The organism is Mesorhizobium sp. P3_A9 (assembly GCF_056402975.1).
On the sequence record NZ_JBFUGJ010000073.1, the window covers coordinates 1 to 21,482 of the forward strand.

Annotated in this window: 21 protein-coding genes; 8 read left to right on the forward strand and 13 right to left on the reverse strand. The window is 62.8% G+C overall.

Annotated elements, in window-relative coordinates:
- The 3 genes from AC1DX0_RS13135 to betI all read right to left on the reverse strand — a co-directional run.
- Positions 1-663, reverse strand: a 663-nt coding sequence (locus tag AC1DX0_RS13135; protein ID WP_477355632.1) for a pyridoxal-phosphate dependent enzyme, incomplete at its 3' end; no start/stop codon positions are given.
- Positions 663-2,186: a choline-sulfatase gene (gene betC, locus AC1DX0_RS13140; protein WP_477355635.1), complete on the reverse strand. Its 1,524-nt coding sequence runs from the start codon at positions 2,184-2,186 to the stop codon at positions 663-665. The genes AC1DX0_RS13135 and betC, both read right to left, overlap by 1 nt.
- A gap of 2 nt (positions 2,187-2,188) precedes the next feature.
- A complete protein-coding gene (betI, locus tag AC1DX0_RS13145) occupies positions 2,189-2,779 on the reverse strand; it encodes a choline-binding transcriptional repressor BetI (protein WP_477219548.1) in 591 nt (196 codons plus the stop codon).
- 198 nt (positions 2,780-2,977) lie between these two features.
- Between betI and AC1DX0_RS13150 the strand changes: the two genes are divergently transcribed.
- The gene (locus AC1DX0_RS13150; RefSeq protein WP_477219547.1) at positions 2,978-4,144 is read left to right on the forward strand and encodes an acetyl-CoA acetyltransferase; all 1,167 of its coding nucleotides are present in this window, start codon (positions 2,978-2,980) and stop codon (positions 4,142-4,144) included.
- A 25-nt stretch (positions 4,145-4,169) separates the two neighbouring features.
- Positions 4,170-5,174 (forward strand): asparaginase, encoded by a 1,005-nt coding sequence (locus tag AC1DX0_RS13155; RefSeq protein WP_477219546.1) that lies wholly within the window; start codon positions 4,170-4,172, stop codon positions 5,172-5,174.
- Between the two features lie 9 nt (positions 5,175-5,183).
- On the opposite strand, the gene AC1DX0_RS13160 is transcribed toward AC1DX0_RS13155, so the two are convergent.
- On the reverse strand, positions 5,184-6,560 hold the full coding sequence (locus tag AC1DX0_RS13160) for a TIGR03808 family TAT-translocated repetitive protein (protein ID WP_477355638.1): 1,377 nt from the start codon (positions 6,558-6,560) through the stop codon (positions 5,184-5,186).
- A 140-nt stretch (positions 6,561-6,700) separates the two neighbouring features.
- Between AC1DX0_RS13160 and greA the strand changes: the two genes are divergently transcribed.
- Complete coding sequence (greA, locus tag AC1DX0_RS13165) at positions 6,701-7,174, forward strand: transcription elongation factor GreA (RefSeq protein WP_477219544.1); 474 nt, start codon at positions 6,701-6,703, stop codon at positions 7,172-7,174.
- Here the strand turns inward: greA and AC1DX0_RS13170 are convergent.
- The 4 genes from AC1DX0_RS13170 to AC1DX0_RS13185 form a co-directional block, all read right to left on the reverse strand.
- Positions 7,171-7,560, reverse strand: a complete 390-nt coding sequence (locus AC1DX0_RS13170) for a type II toxin-antitoxin system death-on-curing family toxin (protein ID WP_477219543.1) — start codon at positions 7,558-7,560, stop codon at positions 7,171-7,173. The genes greA and AC1DX0_RS13170 overlap by 4 nt on opposite strands.
- On the reverse strand, positions 7,557-7,778 hold the full coding sequence (locus AC1DX0_RS13175; RefSeq protein WP_140742344.1) for an AbrB/MazE/SpoVT family DNA-binding domain-containing protein: 222 nt from the start codon (positions 7,776-7,778) through the stop codon (positions 7,557-7,559). Before AC1DX0_RS13175 ends, AC1DX0_RS13170 begins: the two co-directional genes overlap by 4 nt.
- A gap of 71 nt (positions 7,779-7,849) precedes the next feature.
- Positions 7,850-9,973: a methylmalonyl-CoA mutase gene (gene scpA, locus AC1DX0_RS13180; protein ID WP_477219542.1), complete on the reverse strand. Its 2,124-nt coding sequence runs from the start codon at positions 9,971-9,973 to the stop codon at positions 7,850-7,852.
- On the reverse strand, positions 9,970-11,412 hold the full coding sequence (locus tag AC1DX0_RS13185; RefSeq protein WP_477219541.1) for a methylmalonyl-CoA mutase subunit beta: 1,443 nt from the start codon (positions 11,410-11,412) through the stop codon (positions 9,970-9,972). Before AC1DX0_RS13185 ends, scpA begins: the two co-directional genes overlap by 4 nt.
- A 325-nt stretch (positions 11,413-11,737) precedes the next feature.
- Between AC1DX0_RS13185 and AC1DX0_RS13190 the strand changes: the two genes are divergently transcribed.
- Positions 11,738-13,285 carry a helicase HerA-like C-terminal domain-containing protein gene (locus AC1DX0_RS13190; protein ID WP_477219540.1) on the forward strand — a complete coding sequence of 516 codons (1,548 nt, stop codon included), beginning with the start codon at positions 11,738-11,740 and terminating at the stop codon, positions 13,283-13,285.
- 171 nt (positions 13,286-13,456) lie between these two features.
- Here AC1DX0_RS13190 and AC1DX0_RS13195 read toward each other — a convergent pair whose 3' ends face one another.
- Together AC1DX0_RS13195 and AC1DX0_RS13200 are read right to left on the reverse strand one after the other, a co-directional pair.
- Complete coding sequence (locus AC1DX0_RS13195; RefSeq protein ID WP_477219539.1) at positions 13,457-14,281, reverse strand: L,D-transpeptidase; 825 nt, start codon at positions 14,279-14,281, stop codon at positions 13,457-13,459.
- A 174-nt stretch (positions 14,282-14,455) separates the two neighbouring features.
- Complete coding sequence (locus AC1DX0_RS13200; protein ID WP_477355640.1) at positions 14,456-15,118, reverse strand: haloacid dehalogenase type II; 663 nt, start codon at positions 15,116-15,118, stop codon at positions 14,456-14,458.
- 155 nt (positions 15,119-15,273) lie between these two features.
- Here AC1DX0_RS13200 and AC1DX0_RS13205 point away from each other — a divergent pair, with 155 nt between their 5' ends.
- The 4 genes from AC1DX0_RS13205 to AC1DX0_RS13220 all read left to right on the forward strand — a co-directional run bounded on the left by AC1DX0_RS13205 (position 15,274) and on the right by AC1DX0_RS13220 (position 18,490).
- The gene (locus AC1DX0_RS13205; protein WP_477355643.1) at positions 15,274-16,152 is read left to right on the forward strand and encodes a branched-chain amino acid aminotransferase; all 879 of its coding nucleotides are present in this window, start codon (positions 15,274-15,276) and stop codon (positions 16,150-16,152) included.
- 177 nt (positions 16,153-16,329) lie between these two features.
- Positions 16,330-16,929: a superoxide dismutase gene (locus tag AC1DX0_RS13210; protein WP_477355646.1), complete on the forward strand. Its 600-nt coding sequence runs from the start codon at positions 16,330-16,332 to the stop codon at positions 16,927-16,929.
- A 163-nt stretch (positions 16,930-17,092) separates the two neighbouring features.
- Positions 17,093-17,530 (forward strand): cytochrome c, encoded by a 438-nt coding sequence (locus AC1DX0_RS13215; RefSeq protein WP_027041587.1) that lies wholly within the window; start codon positions 17,093-17,095, stop codon positions 17,528-17,530.
- A 9-nt stretch (positions 17,531-17,539) separates the two neighbouring features.
- Positions 17,540-18,490 (forward strand): cytochrome c, encoded by a 951-nt coding sequence (locus AC1DX0_RS13220; RefSeq protein ID WP_477355652.1) that lies wholly within the window; start codon positions 17,540-17,542, stop codon positions 18,488-18,490.
- Between the two features lie 7 nt (positions 18,491-18,497).
- Here the strand turns inward: AC1DX0_RS13220 and AC1DX0_RS13225 are convergent, their stop codons facing one another.
- From AC1DX0_RS13225 to AC1DX0_RS13235, 3 genes are all read right to left on the reverse strand, one after another.
- Complete coding sequence (locus AC1DX0_RS13225) at positions 18,498-18,887, reverse strand: SET domain-containing protein (RefSeq protein WP_477219536.1); 390 nt, start codon at positions 18,885-18,887, stop codon at positions 18,498-18,500.
- A gap of 152 nt (positions 18,888-19,039) precedes the next feature.
- A complete protein-coding gene (locus tag AC1DX0_RS13230) occupies positions 19,040-19,666 on the reverse strand; it encodes a LysE family translocator (protein ID WP_477219535.1) in 627 nt (208 codons plus the stop codon).
- Positions 19,663-21,482: S9 family peptidase (locus AC1DX0_RS13235; RefSeq protein ID WP_477355649.1), on the reverse strand; the 1,820-nt coding region annotated here is incomplete at its 5' end. The genes AC1DX0_RS13230 and AC1DX0_RS13235, both read right to left, overlap by 4 nt.

Genomic DNA, 21,482 nt, shown 5'->3' on the forward strand with positions numbered 1-21,482 from the left:
ATTGAAACCTTCCGGCTCGACGCCGATGATCTCGGTCGTTGGCGACAGATAGTGGAAGGCGAGCGAAACGCCGCCGATCAGTCCACCACCGCCGACCGAGCAGAACAACAGGTCGGCGCTGGCATCCTTGGCCGCAAGCTGGTCGAGCGCTTCGAGGCCGGCGCCGGCCTGGCCGGCGACGATCTCCGGATCGTCGAAGGGGTGCAGCAAGGCCAGTCCCTCGGTCTCGGCGATCTCGCGCGCCTTGGCGGCGGCGACCTCTTCACGCGCGCGCTCGCCATGGTCGGTCAGCACGACGCGCGCGCCATAGCCTGCGGTGGCATCGCGCTTGGCGGCAGGCGCGTCGATCGGCATGACGATGGTGACCGGAATGCCCAGCGCCTGGCCGGCGGCGGCCAGCCCTTGCGCGAAATTGCCGGAGGAATAGGCGACGACGCCCTTTTTCGCTTCGTTAGCCGACAGCTGCTTCAGCCGCCAATAGGCACCGCGCACCTTGAAAGACCCGGCCCATTGCAGCGATTCCGGCTTGATGAAGACGCGGGCAGCCCCGGTCTCGCGGGCAAGTGCCGCCGACTCCAGCAGCGGCGTGATCTGCGTCGCCCTGGAGGTGACGGCATAGGCCTGTTTGAGATGGGCCAGCGAAGGAACGAGAAGGTTTGTCATCATTCGCCTCGCGGAAACCGTTTCTGCTCTTCGAGCACGTTGAGATCCATGTGGTTGCGCATGTAGCGTTCCGACGCCTTCTGCAGCGGCTGGAACTCCCAGGGGTAGTGCGTGCCGTTGCGCAGGGCGGGATAGACCACCCAGCGCCGCGCCTGGCTGGCGCGCACGGCGGCGTCAAAAGCCCCCATGTTCCAGCGCGCCCGGACCTTTTCCAGGAAAGCCGCCACCAGACCGGCATGCGCCGGATCGGCTGCAAGATTGCTCAACTCATGTGGGTCGGATTCGGTATCATAGAGTTGTGACGGATCGATCTCGCAATGGATGAACTTGTAGCGGCCATCGCGGATCGCGACCAAAGGCGCGTTGGAACCTTCGGCGGCATATTCCATCAGCACCGGTGCGGTGCGGTTTTTGCCGTCCAGCAGCGGCAGCAGCGACTGGCCATCGGTCCATGGCGCGATCGCGCTCATGTCGATGCCGGCGAGGTCACAAAGTGTCGGCGTCACGTCGAGATTGGAGACCGGCGTCTCGATCAGCCCTGCTGGTACGCCCTTGCCGGCGATCATCAGCGGCACCCGCGCCGAGCCCTCGAAGAAGCACATCTTGAACCACAGGCCACGCTCGCCGAGCATGTCGCCGTGATCCGAGCAGAACAGGATAATCGTGTCGTCGAGCATGCTCGTGCGTTCCAGCACCGACAGCAGCTTGCCGACCTTGTCGTCGAGATAGGAGATGTTGGCGAAGTAGCCGCGCCGCGAACGGCGGACCTGCTCGGCTGTGATGTTGAAACTGTCGTAGTCGGAAGCCTTGTAGAGCCGCTTCGAATGCGGATCCTGTTGGTCGTAGGGAATGAAGCCCACTTCAGGCTCGAGCGCCGGGCAGTCCTCGTAAAGATCCCAATATTGCCGCCGCGCCACATAAGGATCGTGCGGATGGGTGAAGGAAACGGTCAGGCACCAGGGCCGGTGTGACGCATCGTCGGAGACGCGGGCGAAGTCGTAGAGTTTCTGCACCGCATGGAAGGCGACCTCGTCGTCATACTCCATCTGGTTKGWKRTYTCGGCGACGCCGGCGCCGGTCACCGAACCSAGATTGTGRTACCACCAGTCGATGCGCTCGCCGGGCTTGCGGTAGTCCGGCGTCCAGCCGAAATCGGCGGGATAGATGTCGGTGGTCAGCCGTTCCTCGAAGCCATGCAACTGGTCGGGTCCGACGAAATGCATCTTGCCTGACAGGCAGGTGTGATAGCCGTCGGCGCGCAGATGGTGAGCAAAGGTCGGGATCGACGAGGCGAATTCGGCGGCGTTGTCATAGACCTCGGTGCGCGATGGCAACTGGCCGCTCATGAACGAGGCGCGGCCCGGCGCGCAGAGCGGCGAGGCCGTGTAGTTGTTGGCAAAGCGTGCCGAACGCGCCGCCAACGCTTTCAGATGCGGTGCGTGCAGAAACGCCGCCGGCCCATCGGGAAAAAAAGTCCCGTTGAGCTGATCGACCATGACGATCAGGAAATTGGGTCGCTTCATTGTCACTGTTTGCGCCGCTCGCCGAGTTTGGTTTCGAGATAGTCCTCGACCAGCGCGATCGCGGTCGCGGCGTCGGGCACGCCATCCTTCAGCGCACGCCTGATGTAGAGCCCGTCGATCATCGCCGCCGTCGCTTCGGCTGCGCGGTCGGCCTCTGCCCTGGGCAGGATGCCGGTCAGCCCGCTCATCAGGTTCGAGTGCAGCCTCCGTGCATAGACCCTGAGCAACCGGCGCAGCGCGGACGATTTCTGCGCCTCGACATAGAATGCGAGCCAGGCGGCGATGGTTTCCGGTTGGAACTGGATCTCGGAGAAGTTGACGGCAACCACGGCAGAAACGCGTTCTCGCGGGGAAGCGGCGGATTGCAGGGCGCGGCGCATGTCGATGGTCAGYTCGGCCAGGATGTGSCGCATYGTCGCCAGCARSAGCTCGTCCTTGGCRCCGAAATAGTGATGGGCWAGCGCMGACGACACWCCGGCRCGGCCGGCGATCTCGGACATGGTTACGTCAAGCGAGCCGCGCTCGCCGATCGCCGAGATCGTCGCGTCGATGAGCGCCTTGCGGCGCAGTGGCTCCATTCCGACTTTTGGCATGTCGTTCCCGATTTTTGCGCGGAGATTATTTTTTATTGACGGGTCAATCAACAAAAAATCGACGCCGCCGCGACCTGTACCAAACGATTGTCGGCTTCCGGCCCTTCACGGCTTAGCCGAGAATGTTTATATTTGAACAATAACGCGAACTGCGCCATGAGCCCATAGGCTAGGCTGGCGCCAAGGATGGAGACCGCCATGACCGCATGCATCGTTGGCTGGGCGCATTCGCGCTTCGGCAAGCTCGAAGGCGAGACTCTCGAGAACCTGATCGTCAAGGTCGCGACGGACGCGCTCGACCACGCCGGCATCGGTCCGGACGAGGTCGACGAGATCGTGCTCGGCCATTTCAACGCCGGCTTTTCGGCGCAGGATTTCACCGCCAGCCTGGTGCTTCAGGCCGACGACCGGCTGCGCTTCAAGCCGGCGACGCGCGTCGAGAACGCTTGCGCCACGGGATCGGCGGCGGTCAGACAAGGCATCCGCGCCATCGATGCCAATGCCGCCCGCATCGTGCTGGTGGTCGGCGCCGAGCAGATGACGACGACGCCGGGACCGGAGATCGGCAAGAACCTGCTGAAAGCGTCCTATCTGCCGGAGGATGGCGAGACGCCTGCCGGTTTCGCCGGCGTCTTCGGCAAGATCGCGCAGGCCTATTTCCAGCGCTATGGCGACCAGTCGGATGCGCTGGCCATGATCGCCGCCAAGAACCACAAGAACGGCGTCGACAATCCCTACGCACAGATGCGCAAGGATTTTGGTTACGAGTTCTGCCGGCAGGAGAGCGAGAAGAACCCTTTCGTTGCCGGGCCTTTGAAGCGCACCGACTGCTCGCTGGTTTCGGATGGTGCTGCCGCCCTTATCCTTGCCGATACGGCAACCGCGCTGAAGATGCGTCGCGCCGTCGCCTTCCGCGCCAACGAGCACGTGCAGGATTTCCTGCCGATGTCGAAGCGCGACATCCTGTCCTTCGAAGGTTGCGAGCAGGCTTGGGGCAAGGCGCTGAAGAACGCCGGCATAACACTCGACGATCTCTCCTTTGTCGAGACACATGACTGCTTCACCATCGCCGAACTGATCGAGTACGAGGCGATGGGGCTGGCCAAGCCTGGCGAGGGCGCCAGACTGGCGCTGGACGGCACGACGGCCAAGGACGGCCGCCTGCCGGTCAATCCCTCCGGCGGGCTGAAGGCCAAGGGCCACCCGATCGGCGCCACTGGTGTCTCCATGCATGTCTTGACCGCCATGCAGCTCGTCGGCGAAGCCGGCGGCATCCAGGTGCCAGGCGCAAAGCTTGGCGGCATCTTCAACATGGGTGGCGCGGCGGTCGCCAACTACGTTTCCATTCTCGACCGGATCAGGTAAACCGCCCGCATTTACGGGAGGTGACATGACAAATCCGGTTCTGATCGAGGTTCTGCGCGGCGCGATCGTCGAGAGCGTGCATCGGGGTGCCGTCGCGGTCTTCGATGCCGACGGCAAGCCGGTCCTGGAGATCGGCGATACCTCGAAGCCGGTGTTTCCGCGCTCGGCGGTCAAGGTGATCCAGGCCTTGCCGCTGGTCGAAACGGGTGCTGCTGATGCCTATGGCTTCGGCAACCGCGAACTGGCGCTGGCCTGCGCCTCCCATTCCGGCGAGCCGGCGCATGTCGAACTGGCGCGGTCCATGCTGGCCAGGGCAGGGTTGGACGGCTCGGCGCTCGAATGCGGCGCGCATTGGCCCTCAAACCATGACGCGGAGATCGCGCTCGCGCGCGCCGGCAGTTCGCCCAACGCGCTGCACAACAATTGCTCCGGCAAGCACTCCGGCTTCCTCTGCACCTGCGTCCACTCGGGCATTGAGCACGGTGGCTACGTCAAGGCCGGACATGGCTTGCAGGAAATGGTGCGCGACGCCATGCAGGCAGTTACCGGCGCTGTCCATGGCCCGGATGAGCGGGCGACCGATGGCTGCTCGATCCCCACCTATGCAGTGCCGCTCAAGAGTTTCGCGCTCGGCTTTGCCCGTATGGCGACGACATCAGGTTTTGGTCCAGAACGGGCCAAGGCGGCGAAGCGGCTGTTTGCGGCCTGCATGGCAGAGCCCTTTTTCGTCGCTGGCACCGGCCGCGCCGATGTCGCTTTGATGGAAGCAGCGCCTGGCCGGATCTTTGCAAAAGGCGGTGCCGAAGGTGTCCACTGCAGCGCGATACCTGAACTTGGCCTCGGCATAGCGATCAAATGCGATGATGGTGCCGGCCGCGCCGGCGAGGCCATGGCGGCCGCCGTCCTTGCCAGGCTGTTGCGTGCCGACGAGGCCGTGGCGGTGAAGCTGCTCGAACTGGCGAACGCCCCGATCGAAAGCCGGATCGGCGCCAAGGTCGGGGCGCTGAGGCCGACGCCAGCCTTGAATTGAAAATTGCTCTCAGCTGACACGGTTGCGCTCAACCGTCAGATGCGCAAAGCCGCTATTGCTTGACTGGGTGAGGTCTGATGTCACCGGCTCGGCCCAGCGCTGGCCGATGACGGCGCCGTTCAACGCGCCGTCGATGACGTTGTCGGAGATGACGGCCGTGCCGGCGCCCTCGACCACGCTGACGACAATGCCGGTGCCTGCCTTGCGGATGATGTTGCCCGTGGCCACCACATTGCGCAGATACGGCCCCCAGCCGATCGACATGCCGTAGAGCGGCGCGCTCTCGATGACGTTGTTGGACGCGATGGTGTCGGCYTCGACGSYRATGCCGACGCCGAAGCCGGGCGSATCGGCGRKGTAGGGGCCGCTGGTCGACAGATTGCGCACGATGTTGCCCGAGCAGACACCCATGCGGCCGCCTTCGTTGAAGTTGACGATCGAGATGCCGTTGGCCGCGCCATCGACGATGTTGTTGCTGATGACGGCACCCTCGAAGGAGAATTCGGAATAGACCGCGGTTTCGCCCGAGCGCGAGCAGGTGTTGCCTGAAATCTGCAGATTGCTCGAACTGTTGGCGCGGATCGCCGAAAAAGCGCAGTCCGAAACGACATTGCCCGAGATGATGACATTGCCGGCGCGGAAGGCGTTGATGCCATTGCCGTTCTGGCCGGTTCCGCCGCTGCGCGCGCCGATGCGTTCGACACGGTTGCCGGTGACCATGGTGCCGTCTTCCGCCGCCTGCCAGCGGTGTACGAGGATGCCGCCATTGGCGCAGTCCGAAACGGTATTGCCTGTGATCGCCAGTCCAGCCGCCTCGACCGAATAGATGCCGGCGTCCGCCGCGCCCGATATGTCGGAGCGTTCGATGCGGCCTGCCGCATGTTCCAAGGCCAGTCCGTTCTTGCCGCTGCCGGTTATCTGGCAATTGTCGACGACGAGATGCGCGACCCGGCGCAGATCGAGCAGTCCTTGCGCATAGTCGCCCATCGAACGGTTCGAACCGTCGAAGACCAGCCCGCTCAGTTCGATATGGTCGGCCTGTTCGGTCATGAAGAGGTGGCCGTCGCCGCCATAGACGATCCGTGTTGCCCCCGGCACGCCGGAAAGACGCACGCGGCTGGGCAGCGACAGGTTGGACACCACATAGCTGCCCGCCGGCAGGAACACCAGTATGTCGCGCTCGTTCGCGTCACGCAGCAGCTTGGCGAAGGCCTTGCTCTGGTCGTCGAAAGTGCCGGGCTGCACGCCAAGCTCGGTGGCGTTGATCGAGCCGCGCATCAAGGCTTTTTCGATGCCGGCCAGGCTGGCGGCCATTGCCTTGCCGAGCGAAAGGCCCATGACGGCAAAGCCGGCGGTTCCGGTCAGCAGTGTTCGCCTGTTCAACATCGGCACAGAATCCCAGTGTTCAACCCCGACAGCGCAGTGTCAGCCCTGACACCGCAGGAATCGTGCCAGACGCCCTGTTCCGCTTCGCGACGTATCGACAATGGCTTGTCGAGCAGCCACTCGAGGCCTAGGTTCAGGAAATGAGCAGAGCTTTCACCCGCGAAGAAGACAGCGAAAATGCCATCGCCGGCGTCGGCGAACGGCCGATCAGCACGCACCGCAACCTGGTGACCGAGCGCGGTCTGGCGCAGATCGAGGACAATCTGGCCGATCTGCGCGATGTCCTGGCGAAAGCCGAGAGGAAAGCCGACCGCGAGCGCATCGCGGTCGTGTCGCGCGACCTGCGCTACTGGACGGCCAGGCGCGAAAACGCCGAGCTTTCGGTACCGGAGCCCGACAGCGATGTCGTACGCTTCGGCATGGGGGTCACGCTGGAAGGCGATGACAGCAAGAAGGTGCATTGGAAGATCGTCGGCGAGGACGAGGCAGATCCGGCCAAGGGCAGCATTTCACATGTCTCGCCAATGGCCGTAGCCCTGTTCGGCAAGAAGGTCGGCGAGGTCGTCACGGTCAACGGCAAGGAATGGGAAATCGTCAAGCTCTCGGACAGTTAGTCTTCGAGCTTGACGACGTGGTCGCGGAAGAACGCCGCCGCTCCTGCTTCGTCTATCTCGCCTGATGCAACGGCGATGACGAATTCGTAGAGCGTGCCGTTGTCGGCTGTGATGACGTGGCCGTTCACAATCAAAAATGCGCCGGCGGCAACGATGGCAGTCCGCTTGTTGCCATCGACAAAGGCATGATTCCTGGCAATGCCGAAGACATAGGCGGCTGCGAGATCCTCAACCGAAGGGTCTTCATAGCTGGCCTTGTTCTCCGCGCGGGCGAGCGCCGATTCAAGAGCGTTCTCATCTCTCAAACCCTGTGCTCCGCCATGCCTGCGCAGTTGCTCGGCATGCATCGCTTCGACTGCGCGACGCGACAGAAACTCCCAGCTCATTCTGCGAGCTTCTGAAGCGCGACCTTGTACTTGTCCATGACCTTGCGGGCCGCTTCCATCTGCCGCTCGAAACTGTCGTCCACCGGCTCAAGGGCAATGCCCTTGTCCGTTTCGACGATCTGAAGCTGATCACCCGTCTTCATATTCAGACGTTCAAGCAGTTCCTTCGGCAGGATCACACCTTCGGAATTGCCGATCTTGCGAATGGTCGTGTTCATGACGGATTATCCTGTTGCAACGCCAATTATAACTCGATTGGCGGCATGTTGCAACAAGGATTATAACAGACCTATTGGGTCGACAGCAGSCGATCCATCAGCCGGTCCGCSGCYTCCGGAATAACCGTTCCCGGCGGGAAGATTTCCGCCGCGCCGGCTTGCAGAACCGCCTCATAATCCTGCGGTGGGATGACGCCGCCGGCCACAATCAGCATGTCGCCACGGCCGAGCTTTTTAAGCGCGTCGCGCAATTCGGGGATCAGCGTCAGGTGCCCCGCCGCCAGCGACGAGGCGCCGATGACATGGACATCGTGCTGGACCGCCAGTTTCGCGATCTCTTCCGGCGTCTGGAACATCGCGCCGACGGTGACGTCGAAGCCGAGATCGGCGAAGGCGGTGGCGATCACCTTCTGCCCACGGTCGTGGCCATCCTGTCCCATCTTGGCAACGAGGATGCGCGGCTTGACGCCGTTTTTCTTCTCGAAGGCGCTAAGCTTGTCCTGCAGCCCGTCGACCACGGCATTGTCGCCAAGCGCCTTGCGATAGACGCCGGAAATGGTCTGCACCGTCGCAACGTGGCGGCCAAAGGCTCTTTCGAGCGCAAACGAAATCTCGCCGACTGTCGCATTGGCGCGCGCGGCGCGGATGGCGAATTCCAGCAGGTTCTCATTGCCCTGTGCGGCGCGGGTCAGCGCATCGAGTGCGCTCTCCACCGCGGCGACCTCGCGTGTGCCCTTCAGCCGTTGCAGCTTCGACAATTGCCGGGCCCGGACCTCGGCATTGTCGATCTTCAGCACGTCGACCTTGATGTCGTTCTCGGGGCGATGCGCATTGACGCCGACCAGCATCTGTTCGCCGGAATCGATGCGTGCCTGCGTGCGCGCCGCCGCCTCCTCGATGCGCAGCTTCGGAATGCCTTGTTCGGTCGCGGCGGCCATGCCACCGAGAGCCTCGACTTCCTCGATATGGGCAAGCGCGCGTGCCGCCAGATCGTGCGTCAGCCGTTCGAGATAGGCCGATCCGCCCCACGGGTCGATGATGCGCGTGGTGCCGGATTCCTTTTGCAGGATGAGCTGCGTGTTGCGGGCGATGCGCGCCGAATGGTCGGTCGGCAGCGCCATCGCTTCGTCGAAAGAGTTGGTGTGCAGTGATTGGGTGTGGCCCTGCGTGGCCGCCATCGCCTCGATCATGGTGCGGATGATGTTGTTGTAGGGGTCCTGCGCCGTCAGCGACCAGCCGGACGTCTGGCAATGGGTGCGCAGCGACAGCGAGCGCTCGTCCTTCGGCGCAAAATTCTTCTTCATCAGTGTCGCCCACAGCAGGCGCGCGGCCCTGAGCTTGGCGACTTCCATGAAGAAGTTCATGCCGATCGCCCAGAAGAACGACAGGCGTGGCGCGAAACGGTCGATATCGAGCCCCGCCGCGACACCGGCGCGGGCATATTCGATGCCGTCGGCGATCGTATAGGCAAGCTCCAGGTCGGCGGTCGCGCCGGCTTCCTGCATGTGGTAGCCGGAGATCGATATCGAGTTGAATTTCGGCATATTCTTCGATGTGTAGGAGAAGATGTCCGAAACGATCCGCATCGAGGGCTTTGGCGGATAGATGTAGGTGTTGCGGACCATGAACTCCTTCAGAATGTCGTTCTGAATGGTCCCGGCCAGATCCTTCTGTGCAACGCCCTGTTCCTCAGCCGCGACGATGTAGAGCGCCATGATCGGCAGCACCGCCCCGTTCATCGTCATCGACACCGTCATGTCGCCGAGTGGAATGCCGTCGAACAACTGCCGCATGTCGAGGATGGAATCGATGGCGACACCAGCCATGCCGACATCGCCGGAAACGCGCGGATGGTCGCTGTCATAGCCGCGATGCGTGGCCAGATCGAAGGCGACAGACAAGCCTTTCTGACCGGCGGCAAGATTGCGCCGGTAAAACGCGTTGGACTCTTCGGCCGTGGAGAAACCGGCATATTGCCGGATCGTCCAGGGCTGCTGGACATACATGGTCGGGTAGGGGCCGCGCACGAAGGGCGGCAGGCCTGGATAGGTGTCGAGATGCGGCAGGCCCTTGAGGTCGCCCTGATTGTAGAGATGCTTGACGACAAGCCCTTCCGGCGTCGTCCGCTGGCCCTTGACCTCGACCGGCGCGCGGCGCGGCGACACCCAGCCGATCTGACTGAAATCCGGGATCAAGAGGCTGCCCCGATGGATTGGTCGATGCGGGCCGGAAACAGCGGTTCGCACAGGACGACACCTTCGGTGAAGGCAGGCCGCTGCTCCGCGTCCAGCGTCTCGACCGGACGCTCGCTCTTCTGCGGATAGAGTGTTGTGCCGATGATGGCTCGCTCGCCGGACTTGAAGGCGGCGTCGCGACGGGCGGCGGCAGCGCGAACGCGCTTCTGGATGTGTCCGTCCCGAAGGCTGAACAATACGCCCCCTTCGGCTTCGATCGTTTGCAACTCCGCCCAGGCAGCTTCGCAAAGGTCTGCCGTCAGCGTTTCGACCGCGCCGGATCCATAGGCGGGATCGGCGACGTGATCGACATGGCTTTCATTGGCCATGATCAGCTGCGCGTTGCGCGCGACGCGGCGGGCAAAAGCCGCCGGCAGGCCATGCGCGATCGTATGCGGCAGGATGGAGATCGAATCGGCTCCCCCCGCGGCCGCGGCGAAGCAGCCGATCGTCGTGCGCAGGATGTTGGTCTCGGGGTCCAATGCCGTCATCATGCGAAATGATGTCTCGGCATGGATGTTGGCCGTGGAATTGGGGATCGAGCAGGCTTCCTGCACCCGTGCCCACAGTCTGCGCAGCGCCCGGACCTTGGCCATCGACAGGAACTGGTCCTGGTCGACGCTGAGCGCGAAGCCGATATGCGGTGCCGCATAGACGAGCGGCTGCCGCGCTTTCTCGAACATTCTCAGATACGAGACCGCCGAAGCCAGCATGATGCCGAGTTCCTGCGCTTCCGTGGCGCCGGCATTGTGGAAGACGCGACCGTCCGCTTCCAGCAGCACGCCGGGAACGCCCATCGAGAAGAAATGCGCCAGCGATTGCGGCATCGATTCCTGCAGCGCCTCGATCGACATGCGCAGCCGGCCGGTACCGGCCAGGATAGCCGCCGGATCGATGCCGAACGACAGGTTGAGCTTTGCCGGATCGGAGCGGCGCTTGCTCAGGAACGCCACCAGCCAGTCGGCCATGGGGCGGCTCCACGGATGGGTATCGATGCGAATCTGGATCCGGTTGAGGGGCACACCCTCCAGCACCGTTTCCAGCGCCTGTGCGGTCCTCGGCAGACCGTAGCCGAATGCGTTCGGAGCACCTTCGAAGACGAGCGACAATCCCGTCGCGCCCTGCGCGATATCATCCAGAACCTGCGCCTTGGCGCGATCGACATCGGGGTCGTCGACGCGCTGGCTGACAATCCAGGGCGATCGGGGATTTGCGCGCACGATCGGCTCTGTTCTGGTAGCACGATCGTAGAGGGGCTCGATGCGGATGGTGTCGTCGGTGTGCGAGACCAGCTTTTCCTCGAAGGATGCGCCGGCCAACGCCTTTTCCGCCAGGGCCAGCCAACGCTGACGCTCGGCGTTCATGGGTTCAACATCCTTGGTCAAGGCTCCGGCGCCCATCCATCTTCCTCGTTTATGTGGCCGCACCAGCCGGGCGCTTCAGTCTACGGTCCCCGACCGGTTATCGCAATGCACGTAGAGGTCCGAATGCGATCCACCAGATATAGGGCGGCTTGCATGGACGAACCATGGACGATTGCCAAACACCAGTGAAATCCGCAAGTTCGAAAAATCCGATTTCGGCGATGGGTCCGATTGGGACGATTGGCCCGCTTTGGATGATCGGCCCCGATCTAGATGATCGGCTTGTCGCTGTGCAACAGCCTCACTATACCTTCGGGCAAAGGCTGGCTTTTTGACACATCAGTTTGCGGAGACCCTGGATATGGCTGACGACACCAGTATTTTTATCGGCGCCAGCCGCAAGCCCGACGACAGCTATCAGCGCGCCGAGCAGCTGTTGCTGCAATATGGGAATCGCCATGGCTTGGTGACCGGTGCGACCGGCACCGGCAAGACCGTTACCTTGCAGATCCTGGCCGAAGGTTTTTCGAATGCCGGCGTGCCGGTGTTCTGCGCCGACATCAAGGGCGACCTGTCCGGCATTTCCATGATGGGCACGGCGCAGGATTTCCTGGTCAAGCGGGCCGCGCAGGTCAAGCTCGACCGCTATGATTTCCAGGAGTTTCCGGTCATCTTCTGGGACCTGTTCGGCGAGCAGGGGCATCCGATCCGCGCCACCGTCTCCGAAATGGGGCCGCTGCTATTGTCGCGCCTGATGAACCTCACCGAGGCGCAGGAAGGCATCATGAACATCGCCTTCCGTCTGGCCGACGAGGAAGGACTGCTGCTGCTCGACATGAAGGATCTTCAGGCGCTGCTCTCCAACATCGCCCAGCGCGCCGACGAGATCGGCTCGCGCTACGGCAATGTGACCAAGCCTTCCGTGGGAGCAATCCAGCGCACGCTGCTGGTGCTGGAGCAGCAAGGTGCCGCGCATTTCTTCGGCGAGCCGGCACTGCGGATTTCCGACATCATGCGCACCACGCGTGATGGGCGCGGTGCGATCAGCGTGCTTGCCGCCGACAAGCTGATGATGAACCCGCGGCTCTACGCGACCTTCCTGTTGTGGCTGATGTCGGAACTCTTCGAGGTGTTGCCGGAAGTCGGCGATCCCGACAAGCCGAAGCTGGTGTTCTTCTTCGACGAGGCGCATCTTCTGTTCGACGAAGCGCCGAAAGTGCTGATCGACCGCGTCGAACAAGTCGTCCGCCTGATCCGCTCGAAAGGTGTCGGCGTCTATTTCGTCACGCAGAACCCTCTGGATATCCCTGAAAAGGTTCTGGCCCAGCTCGGCAATCGCGTCCAGCACGCGCTGCGCGCCTATACGCCGCGTGAGCAGCAGGCGGTGAGGACGGCAGCGGAAACGTTCCGTCCCAATCCCGATTTCGATTGCGCCGTCGCCATCACCCAGCTCGCCACCGGCGAAGCGCTGGTCTCGACGCTGGAGGCCAAAGGCATTCCGTCCATGGTTCAACGCACCTTGATCCGTCCGCCGTCGTCGCGGCTCGGGCCGATAACTCCCGCCGAGCGGCAAAAGCTGATCGCGGAAAGCCCCGTCACCGGACAGTACGACGAGGTCATCGACCGCGAATCGGCCTTCGAGATGCTGCAGAAGAAGGCCAAGGAGGCGCAAGACGCCGAAGCGCAGGCACAGCAGGCCGGCACTGGCGGCTCGCGCTGGACCATTCCGGGTTTTGGCAATGACGATCCGCCGTCGCAGTCGGGTGGCCGCCGCGCGCCGGCGCCGCGCCCCTCCAATCGCCAGACGGTGGCCGAGGCCGCAATCAAGTCGGTGGTGCGCTCGGTCGGTTCGTCGGTCGGACGCGCGATCGTGCGCGGGATACTGGGGAGCCTGTCGCGGGGCCGCTGAATTGTAGGCCAGAGCCAGAGCGATTCCAGGAAATGTGGACGGTTTCGGGGGAAAAGCGCGTAGCGCTTTCCCTGGGGAATTGCGTCAAAACAAAGAGTTAAAGGCTCCGCTGCTACAGCGCCGCGCGTGCCCTTGGACGCGTGGCGCTAAGCAGCTCCGCAGATGGCCAACTCAGAAGATCGCGTTGGTGACCGCCTTGACGGGTCCGAGCAGGATCGATCCGTCCGGCACGCCRGAATCGATCGGGATAGCCTTGCGGTTGGCCGTCGCCGCCATTGCCTGGCCGATATCAGCGGTCACGATGACCGGCGTCTTCTGGGGCACGCGATCATAGAGATCGATGATGTCCTGGTTCATGAAACGAACGCAGCCTGACGAAACCGACTTGCCGATCGATTTCCATTCCGGCGAACCGTGCAAGCGGTAGAGCGTGTCGACGTTGCCCTGGAAAAGATAGAGCGCGCGCGCACCGAGCGGGTTCTTCAGCCCGCCGGGCATGCCGCCATTGTCGGCGCTGTATGGCTTCAATTCCGGCTGCCGGGCGATCATTTCATCCGGCGGCGTCCATTTCGGCCACTTCTGCTTCCACTGGACGACGGCATCGCCAGACCATTCAAAGCCGGCGCGGCCGAGGCCGACACCATAGCGGATCGCCTGGCCGCCCGGTCGCACCAGATAGAGATGATGTCCGGTCGTATCGACGACGATGGTGCCAGGCTTCTGCCCCGTCGGATCGGGCACGATCTGGCGCAGGTACTGCGGATCGATTCTTTCGAACGGTATGGCCGGAAGGTCGAAACCGCCATCGCTGACGGCCGCATACATCGTCGCGTAGTCGGGCAGAGGCGGTTCAACATAGGCTGGCGGCGGCGGCTCGACCGGGCCCGGCCCTGTAGTGGCGCATGCGGAAACCGCGATCGAGGCGGCGCCTAATGCTGCGGCGTTCAGAAAGCCGCGACGGCTCAGGCGGTAGGATTCGATTTCGGTTATGGACATGATTGCCTTCTTTAAGACTCAAATCGCAACAAAGCGTCAATACGCCGACCGCTGTTACGGGTGCCTGACAACACCTGAGGCGATAGGCGGTTCCGATTCTGGCCCGAACGTGGACAAACAAAGGCGAAGCTGTGACTGCGCCGCCACTGTGGCGCTGGGGCCACAGCTTGTTGCCTAGGTGCCAGGCACCAACGCTTCGAGGGTTGGCAGGATCAGTGCCGGCGGGAAGTCCCGATATTCCTCGGGCTGGTTGGAGCGGTTGATCCACACCGTGCGGAAGCCGAATTTGGTGGCGCCCGCAATGTCCCAGCGGTTGGAGGACTGGAAGGACACCGCGCCGGGATAGAGGCGCCAGCCGGTGGCGACCATGTCGTAGACCGCCGGATCGGTCTTGAAACGCCGCACCGCATCGACCGAATAGATATCGTCCAGGACCTGGTCGAGCGCAGCGGACTTGACCGCCGCTTCCAGCATTTCCGGCGAGCCGTTGGAGAGGATCGCCAGCCTGGCTCCCGAGGCCTTGAGCGCCTTCAGCACGGCCGGCACTTCCGGGTAGCAATCCAGCCGCCAGTAGGCTTCCAGCAGCTTGGCCTTGAGGCTTGGATCGGCCGAAGGGACCTTGCGCAAGGCGAAGTCGAGCGCCTGTTCGRTCAACTGCCAGAAATCGGAATAGGCGCCCATCAGCGTGCGCACCCAGGAATATTCGAGCTGCTTGGCGCGCCAGATTTCGGACAGCAGCTGGCCATCGGGCCCGATCCGGTCGGCATGGCGGCGCACGGCGGCATGCACGTCGAACAGCGTRCCRTAGGCRTCGAAMACATAGGCAGCGTATTGCATGGCGACAGTTTTGAGGCGAGGCGGGGCAAGGTGCAAGCCTTGATTGCATCACGCCTGTCGCTGGCCTCAACAAAACTCCCCGATGCCCGTTGACGGCAGCGGCCAAAGCATCATCCAATGTTGTCACACAAGATTGATCGGAACGGGACAACGCGATGACACTGGCGGCAACGGCGCAATCCGCGACATGGACTTTCGTCGACGGCGACTGGTACGAGGGCAACGTCGCCATCCTTGGGCCGCGCAGCCACGCCATGTGGCTCGGGACCAGCGTGTTCGACGGGGCGCGCTGGTTCGAGGGCGTGGCGCCCGACCTCGATCTCCATGCCCGGCGGGTGAATGCCTCGGCGATCGCGCTCGGCCTTAAGCCGACCATGACGCCAGAACAGATCGTCGGGCTGACCTGGGACGGATTGAAGAAATTCGACGGCAAGACGGCGGTCTATATCAGGCCGATGTACTGGGCCGAGCATGGCGGCTATATGGGTGTGCCGGCTGACCCCGCATCGACCCGTTTCTGCCTCTGCCTCTACGAATCGCCGATGATCTCGCCGACCGGGTTTTCGGTGACCGTGTCGCCGTTCCGGCGTCCGACCATCGAAACCATGCCGACCAATGCCAAGGCCGGTTGCCTCTACCCCAACAATGGCCGCGCCATCCTTGAAGCCAAGATCCGCRGCTTCGACAATGCGCTGGTGCTGGACATGCTGGGCAATGTCGCCGAGACCGGAAGCTCCAACATCTTCCTGGTCAAGGATGGCCACGTGCTGACGCCGGCGCCGAACGGCACCTTCCTGTCCGGCATCACCCGCTCGCGCACGATGACGCTGCTGGGCGAGTACGGTTTCAAGACGACGGAAAAGACGCTGTCGGTGCGCGATTTCCTCGAAGCGGACGAAATTTTCTCGACCGGCAATCACTCCAAGGTGGTGCCGATCACGCGCATCGAGGATCGCGATTTGCAACCCGGGCCGGTGGCCAAGAAGGCGCGCGAGCTCTATTGGGACTGGGCGCATTCGACGTCGGCTGGCTGATGCGCCAGCCTGGCCTTTTTGTCGCTGCGCGGTTCGTCGCGGGAAAACCGTGTGACAGTTTTCCAGAACCCGCTTAGAAAGGGTGCCGGCGCTTCACTTCCGGAGTTGTTCCAGCTCAATCCAGACCTATCTTAATCCGGTATCCACACCGGATTTTTCCACGAGGGAGTACTACCCATGGCTTTTGAATTGCCCGCTCTGCCCTACGACTATGAGGCCTTGCAGCCCTACATGTCGAAAGAGACGCTGGAGTATCACCACGACAAGCACCACAAGGCCTATGTCGACAACGGCAACAAGCTGGCCGCGGAAGCCGGCCTYGGCGATCTSTCGGTCGAAGAGGTGGTCAAGCAGTCRTTCGGCAAGAATGCCGGCCTCTTCAACAATGCMGCCCAGCACTACAACCACATCCATTTCTGGAAGTGGATGAARAAGGGCGGCGGCGGCAMCAAGCTKCCKGGCGCACTGCAGAAGGCGGTCGACAGCGACCTCGGTGGCTACGACAAGTTCAAGGCTGATTTCATCGCCGCCGGCACGACGCAGTTCGGTTCGGGCTGGGCCTGGGTTTCGGTCAAGGACGGCAAACTGGCGATCTCGAAGACCCCGAACGGCGAAAACCCGCTCGTTCATGGCGCCTCGCCGATCCTCGGCGTCGACGTTTGGGAGCACTCCTATTACATCGACTATCGCAACGCTCGCCCGAAATATCTCGAGGCCTTCGTCGACAGCCTGATCAACTGGGATCATGTGCTGGAACTGTACGAAAAGGCGAAGTGATCGATCGTCAGAAAGGCCCCGGCAATCCCGGGGCTTTTCTTTTTCTGTAGCGATGTCGGCGGCTGCGAAGGCCCGGCAAAAATCGTCCGGGCAAAGGGAATAATTCGCCCACCGCATCCGTTAACGTCCTGTCCTGAAATGCCTTCATCATGGAGCCAAATGAATGAGAAAGCTTGTCATCGCCATCTCAATGCTCGCCTTCGCCGGTTCGGCGGCCTTTGCCGATCCGATCCTCGACCGRCAGGCTCTGATGAAGGAGCGCGGAAAGATCGTCGGCGGCCTGTCGAAAGTGGCCAAGGGCGATGAGCCCTTTGATGCCGCTGCCGTGCTGACGCAGTTGCAGGCGCTGCAGGCGAACGCCGAGAAGTTCGATGTCGACGCGTTGTTCCCGAAAGGCAGCGATACCGGCGACACGACGGCAGGCCCGAAAATCTGGGAAGACACGGCCGGCTTCAAGGCCGCCGAGGACAAGTATCTCGCCGACGTCAAAGCGGCGGTCGCGGCGGCTCCCGCCGATGTCGACGCGCTGAAGGCGCAAGTTGGCGCCATCGGTTCGGACTGCGGCACCTGCCACCAGGGCTACAGGATCAAGAAGAGCTGATTGCCTGATATGGCATGGCTGAAAAAGCTCGTCGGCGCGGCCCTTATTCTGGGCGGCGTCGGCGCGGCTGCCGGTTGGTTTCTGTCGGCACCGGTCAAACTGGATGCGGCGGCCGTGGCGCAACTCGGGCCGGGCGATGCTAGCCGGGGCAAGCGTATTTTCTATGYCGGCGGCTGCACCTCCTGCCACGCAAAGCCGGGCTCACAGGGTGATGCGCGGCTCCAGCTCGTCGGCGGCCTCGAGCTCAAGACGCCGTTCGGCACYTTCGTGCCGCCCAACATTTCGCAAGATCCCAAGGACGGCATCGGTGCGTGGTCGGTCGAGGATCTCGCCAACGCCATGCTCAAGGGCGTGTCACCGTCCGGCGAGCATTTTTATCCGGCCTTTCCCTACGCGTCCTACGCCCGCATGAAGCCGTCGGACATCGCCGACCTTTATGCCTTCCTCAAGACGCTGCCCGCCGTCGCCGGCAAGGCGCCGGCCAATTCGCTCGGTTTCCCTTTCAACGTCCGTCGCGGCATCGGCCTGTGGAAGCTGCTCTATCTCAGCCACCAGCCTGTTGTTGCCTTGCCCGTTGGCACGCCTGAGCCGGTGATGGCCGGCCGCTACCTAGTCGAAGGACCGGGCCATTGCGGCGAATGCCACACGCCGCGGGATTTGGCGGGTGGGACGAAGAAGGGCGAATGGCTGGCGGGTGCCGTGGCCGCCGAAGGCTCGGGCGTCGTGCCGAACGTCACTTCGGGTGAGGGGGGTATCGGCAGCTGGTCCGCAGGCGATATCGCCAACTACCTCGAAACCGGCTTCACGCCTGATTTCGATTCCGTTGGCGGCGCGATGGTCGACGTGCAGCGCAACATGGCTGAGCTGGCACCAGAGGATCGGGCAGCGATTGCTGCCTATCTCAAGGCAGTACCGCCGCACCCGAACGGTTATCCCGCACGCAAGAAACCGGCGGGCTAATTATCGACTACGGATGGCGGTCGCCCAGGAAATCGAAGCCTGCCTCGAAGAAATGGTTGTAATTGCATGTCATCTCCTCGCCCGGAGCGATGTCGCGCAAGGCGTAGGTTTCCTCGGGTGACGAGACATCGCAATTCGGCTCGTCGTCATGGTTCATGTAGCGGGCGTCGTCGGCTTCAAAGACGATAAAGGCCGGATCGCGCCGGTCGGGGTAGGAATAGCGGTCGAGATAGTTCTTCACCGGCCCGGTCTCGCCTTCATAGGTCTCGACGTCGATGATCCGGTCGAACCGAGGGTCGAGCTTCCAGACCAGCGTGCCCTTGGCAATGTGGTTCTTGGCAAAGACGCCGATACCCTGGATGGGCGATTTGTCGAGATAGACGTCGACGAGCAGCATAATGGACCTTTGTGCGAGCGTGGGCTTTGTTGCCCCAGGAAAATCGTGCTTTGGGTAGCGCGCGAGCGTCGCAATTGCGAGTGGAAATGAGCGGCTTGGAATTCAAAAAGTCATGATCATCATGCCTGCCGGATGATGCGCGCTGGCCGCTGTCAGCGTTGCTGCAGGGCCAGGCGGACACCCAGGGCGCAGTAGATGCCGCCGACCACCTTGCCCTGCCATTTCAGCACTGTCGGATTTCGGCGCAGGAAACTGCCGAGCCGACCGGCGCATAACGCAAAGATGACCGTGCTGAAAAGGCCCAGCGCGACAAATACAATTCCCAACACGGCCAGTTGAAGTATCGCCGACCCGTTTTCGGGCCGCACGAACTGAGGCAGGAATGCGAGGAAGAAAAGCGCGGTCTTGGGGTTGAGCACCTCGGTCAGGACAGCCTGTCGAAATGCCTTGCCGGCGGGGATCGCGAGCGCGCCGGCGGTCGGATCGGTCGGCGTCTTCTCGATGATCGCGCGAATGCCGAGGTAAACCAGGTAGGCCGCGCCGATGTATTTTACGATGCTGAACAGTGTCGCCGACGTAGCGATGATCGCCGAGATGCCGACCATCGCCATGACCGTGTGAAACATGTCGCCGGCCGCGATCCCGGCACCGGTTGCGATCCCGACCTTCGTTCCCGAACTCGTTGCCCGTGCGATCGTCAACAGCGTGGCCGGACCCGGAATAAAGACAAAGCCGAGCACGACGGCGATGTAGGCGATCAATGTCGACAGATCGATCATCGGAGAGTTTCCTCGGCAAGCTGCGCCTTTCCCGTCACCTTCAGCGCGAAGGAGTAAGTATAGGCGATCTCCTCAAGCCTTGAAAACCGGCCCGACGCCCCGGCATGGCCGGAGTCCATGTTGATCTTGAACAGCACTGGATTGTCGCCGCTCTTGCGGTCGCGCAGCCGCGCCACCCATTTGGCCGGCTCCCAATAGGTGACGCGCGGATCGGTSAGRCCGSCGAGCGCCAGGATCGGCGGATAATCGAGGGCCGCGACATTGTCGTAGGGCGAGTAGGCGGCGATGGTGCGGTAGTCGTCGGCCGACGCGATCGGGTTGCCCCATTCCGGCCATTCCGGCGGYGTCAGCGGCAGGGTSKCGTCGAGCATGGTGGTGAGCACGTCGACGAACGGAACCTCGGCGACGATGCCGCCGAAGCACTCCGGCGCCATGTTGGCGATSGCACCCATCAGCATACCGCCGGCCGAGCCGCCTTGCGCGACCATGCGGTCATGCGCGGTATAGCGCTCGGAAACGAGGTGGCGCGCACAGGCGATGAAATCCGTGAAGGTGTTCATCTTGTGCTCCCGCTTGCCGTCATCGTACCAGCCGTAGCCCTTGTCCTTGCCGCCACGGACRTGGGCGATGGCRTAGACRAAGCCGCGGTCGACCAGCGACAGGCAGTTGGTGTTGAAGGCCGCCGGCACGGTGATGCCGTAGGARCCRTAGCCATAGAGCAGGCAAGGTGCCGATCCATCGAGCGGCGTGTCGCGATGGTGCAGAAGCGAGATCGGCACCAGCTCGCCATCGGCGGCGGGCGCCATCAGCCGCCTGGTGACATAATGGTCCGCATCATGGCCGGACGGCACTTCCTGGGTCTTGAGCAACACGCGCTCGCGGGTGCGCATATTGTAGTCGAACACTTGGGCCGGGGTCGTCATCGACGAGTAGGAAAAGCGCATGATCTCGGTGTCGTATTCATAGGAACCCGACAGGCCGAGCGAGAAAGCCTCCTCGTCGAGAGACAGAAGATGCTCTTCACCGCTGGCGCGGTCGCGCACGACGATGCGCGGCAGGCCCTCCTTGCGTTCGAGCCGGACCATATGGTCCTTGAAGCCGATGACCGACAGGATCAGCCGGCCCGGCTCATGCGCCACCAGTTCCTTCCAGTTGGCGCGGACCGGGTCGCTTGCCGGCGCCGTCATGATCTTGAAGTCCTTGGCGCCGTCCGCATTGGTCAGGATGAAGAAGATGTCGCCGCCTTCCTCCARCTCGTATTGAAGGCCGGTCTCGCGCGCCGAAACCAGCCTGGGTTCGGCAAACGGGTCGCTGGCGCTCAGCAGGCGATATTCCGAAGTCTCGTGATCGTTGATGCCGATCATGATCCATCGGTTGTTGCGGGTGCCGTCGACATTCATGAAGAAGCCGGGATCGGTTTCCTCATAGATCAGGCGGTCGTTCTCAGGGTCTTGGCCCAATGCGTGGAACAGCACTTTCGACGGCCGGTGGTTGGGGTCGAGACGCGTATAGAAGAACCCGTCATTGCCCGCGTCCCACACGCCCGAACCGCCGGTTGCGGGAATCTGGTCCGCCAGTTCCTTGCCGTCGGCAAGGTCGCGCACGCGCAGCGTGTAGAACTCGGAACCCTTGTCGTCGAAGGCCCACAACAGCTTGCGATGATCTGCCGAATGATCGACGCCGCCGAGCCGGAAATAGGCCTTGCCTTCCGCCTCCAGGTCRCCGTCGAGCAGKATSTGYTCRKCKCCGCCGTCGCGCGGCATGCGGAAATAGCGCGGCTGCTCGCCGCCRAGYTTGAAGGAAGAACCATAAGCAT

What these genes read in the sequence shown, in the direction of transcription:
- AC1DX0_RS13150 (WP_477219547.1), top strand. Translation starts at nt 2,978, where the DNA reads ATGACCGCATGCATCGTTGGCTGGGCGCATTCGCGCTTCGGCAAGCTC.
- AC1DX0_RS13155 (WP_477219546.1), top strand. Translation starts at nt 4,170, where the DNA reads ATGACAAATCCGGTTCTGATCGAGGTTCTGCGCGGCGCGATCGTCGAG.
- greA (WP_477219544.1), top strand. Translation starts at nt 6,701, where the DNA reads ATGAGCAGAGCTTTCACCCGCGAAGAAGACAGCGAAAATGCCATCGCC.
- AC1DX0_RS13170 (WP_477219543.1), bottom strand. Translation starts at nt 7,560, where the DNA reads ATGAGCTGGGAGTTTCTGTCGCGTCGCGCAGTCGAAGCGATGCATGCC.
- AC1DX0_RS13175 (WP_140742344.1), bottom strand. Translation starts at nt 7,778, where the DNA reads ATGAACACGACCATTCGCAAGATCGGCAATTCCGAAGGTGTGATCCTG.
- AC1DX0_RS13185 (WP_477219541.1), bottom strand. Translation starts at nt 11,412, where the DNA reads ATGGGCGCCGGAGCCTTGACCAAGGATGTTGAACCCATGAACGCCGAG.
- AC1DX0_RS13190 (WP_477219540.1), top strand. Translation starts at nt 11,738, where the DNA reads ATGGCTGACGACACCAGTATTTTTATCGGCGCCAGCCGCAAGCCCGAC.
- AC1DX0_RS13225 (WP_477219536.1), bottom strand. Translation starts at nt 18,887, where the DNA reads ATGCTGCTCGTCGACGTCTATCTCGACAAATCGCCCATCCAGGGTATC.
- AC1DX0_RS13230 (WP_477219535.1), bottom strand. Translation starts at nt 19,666, where the DNA reads ATGATCGATCTGTCGACATTGATCGCCTACATCGCCGTCGTGCTCGGC.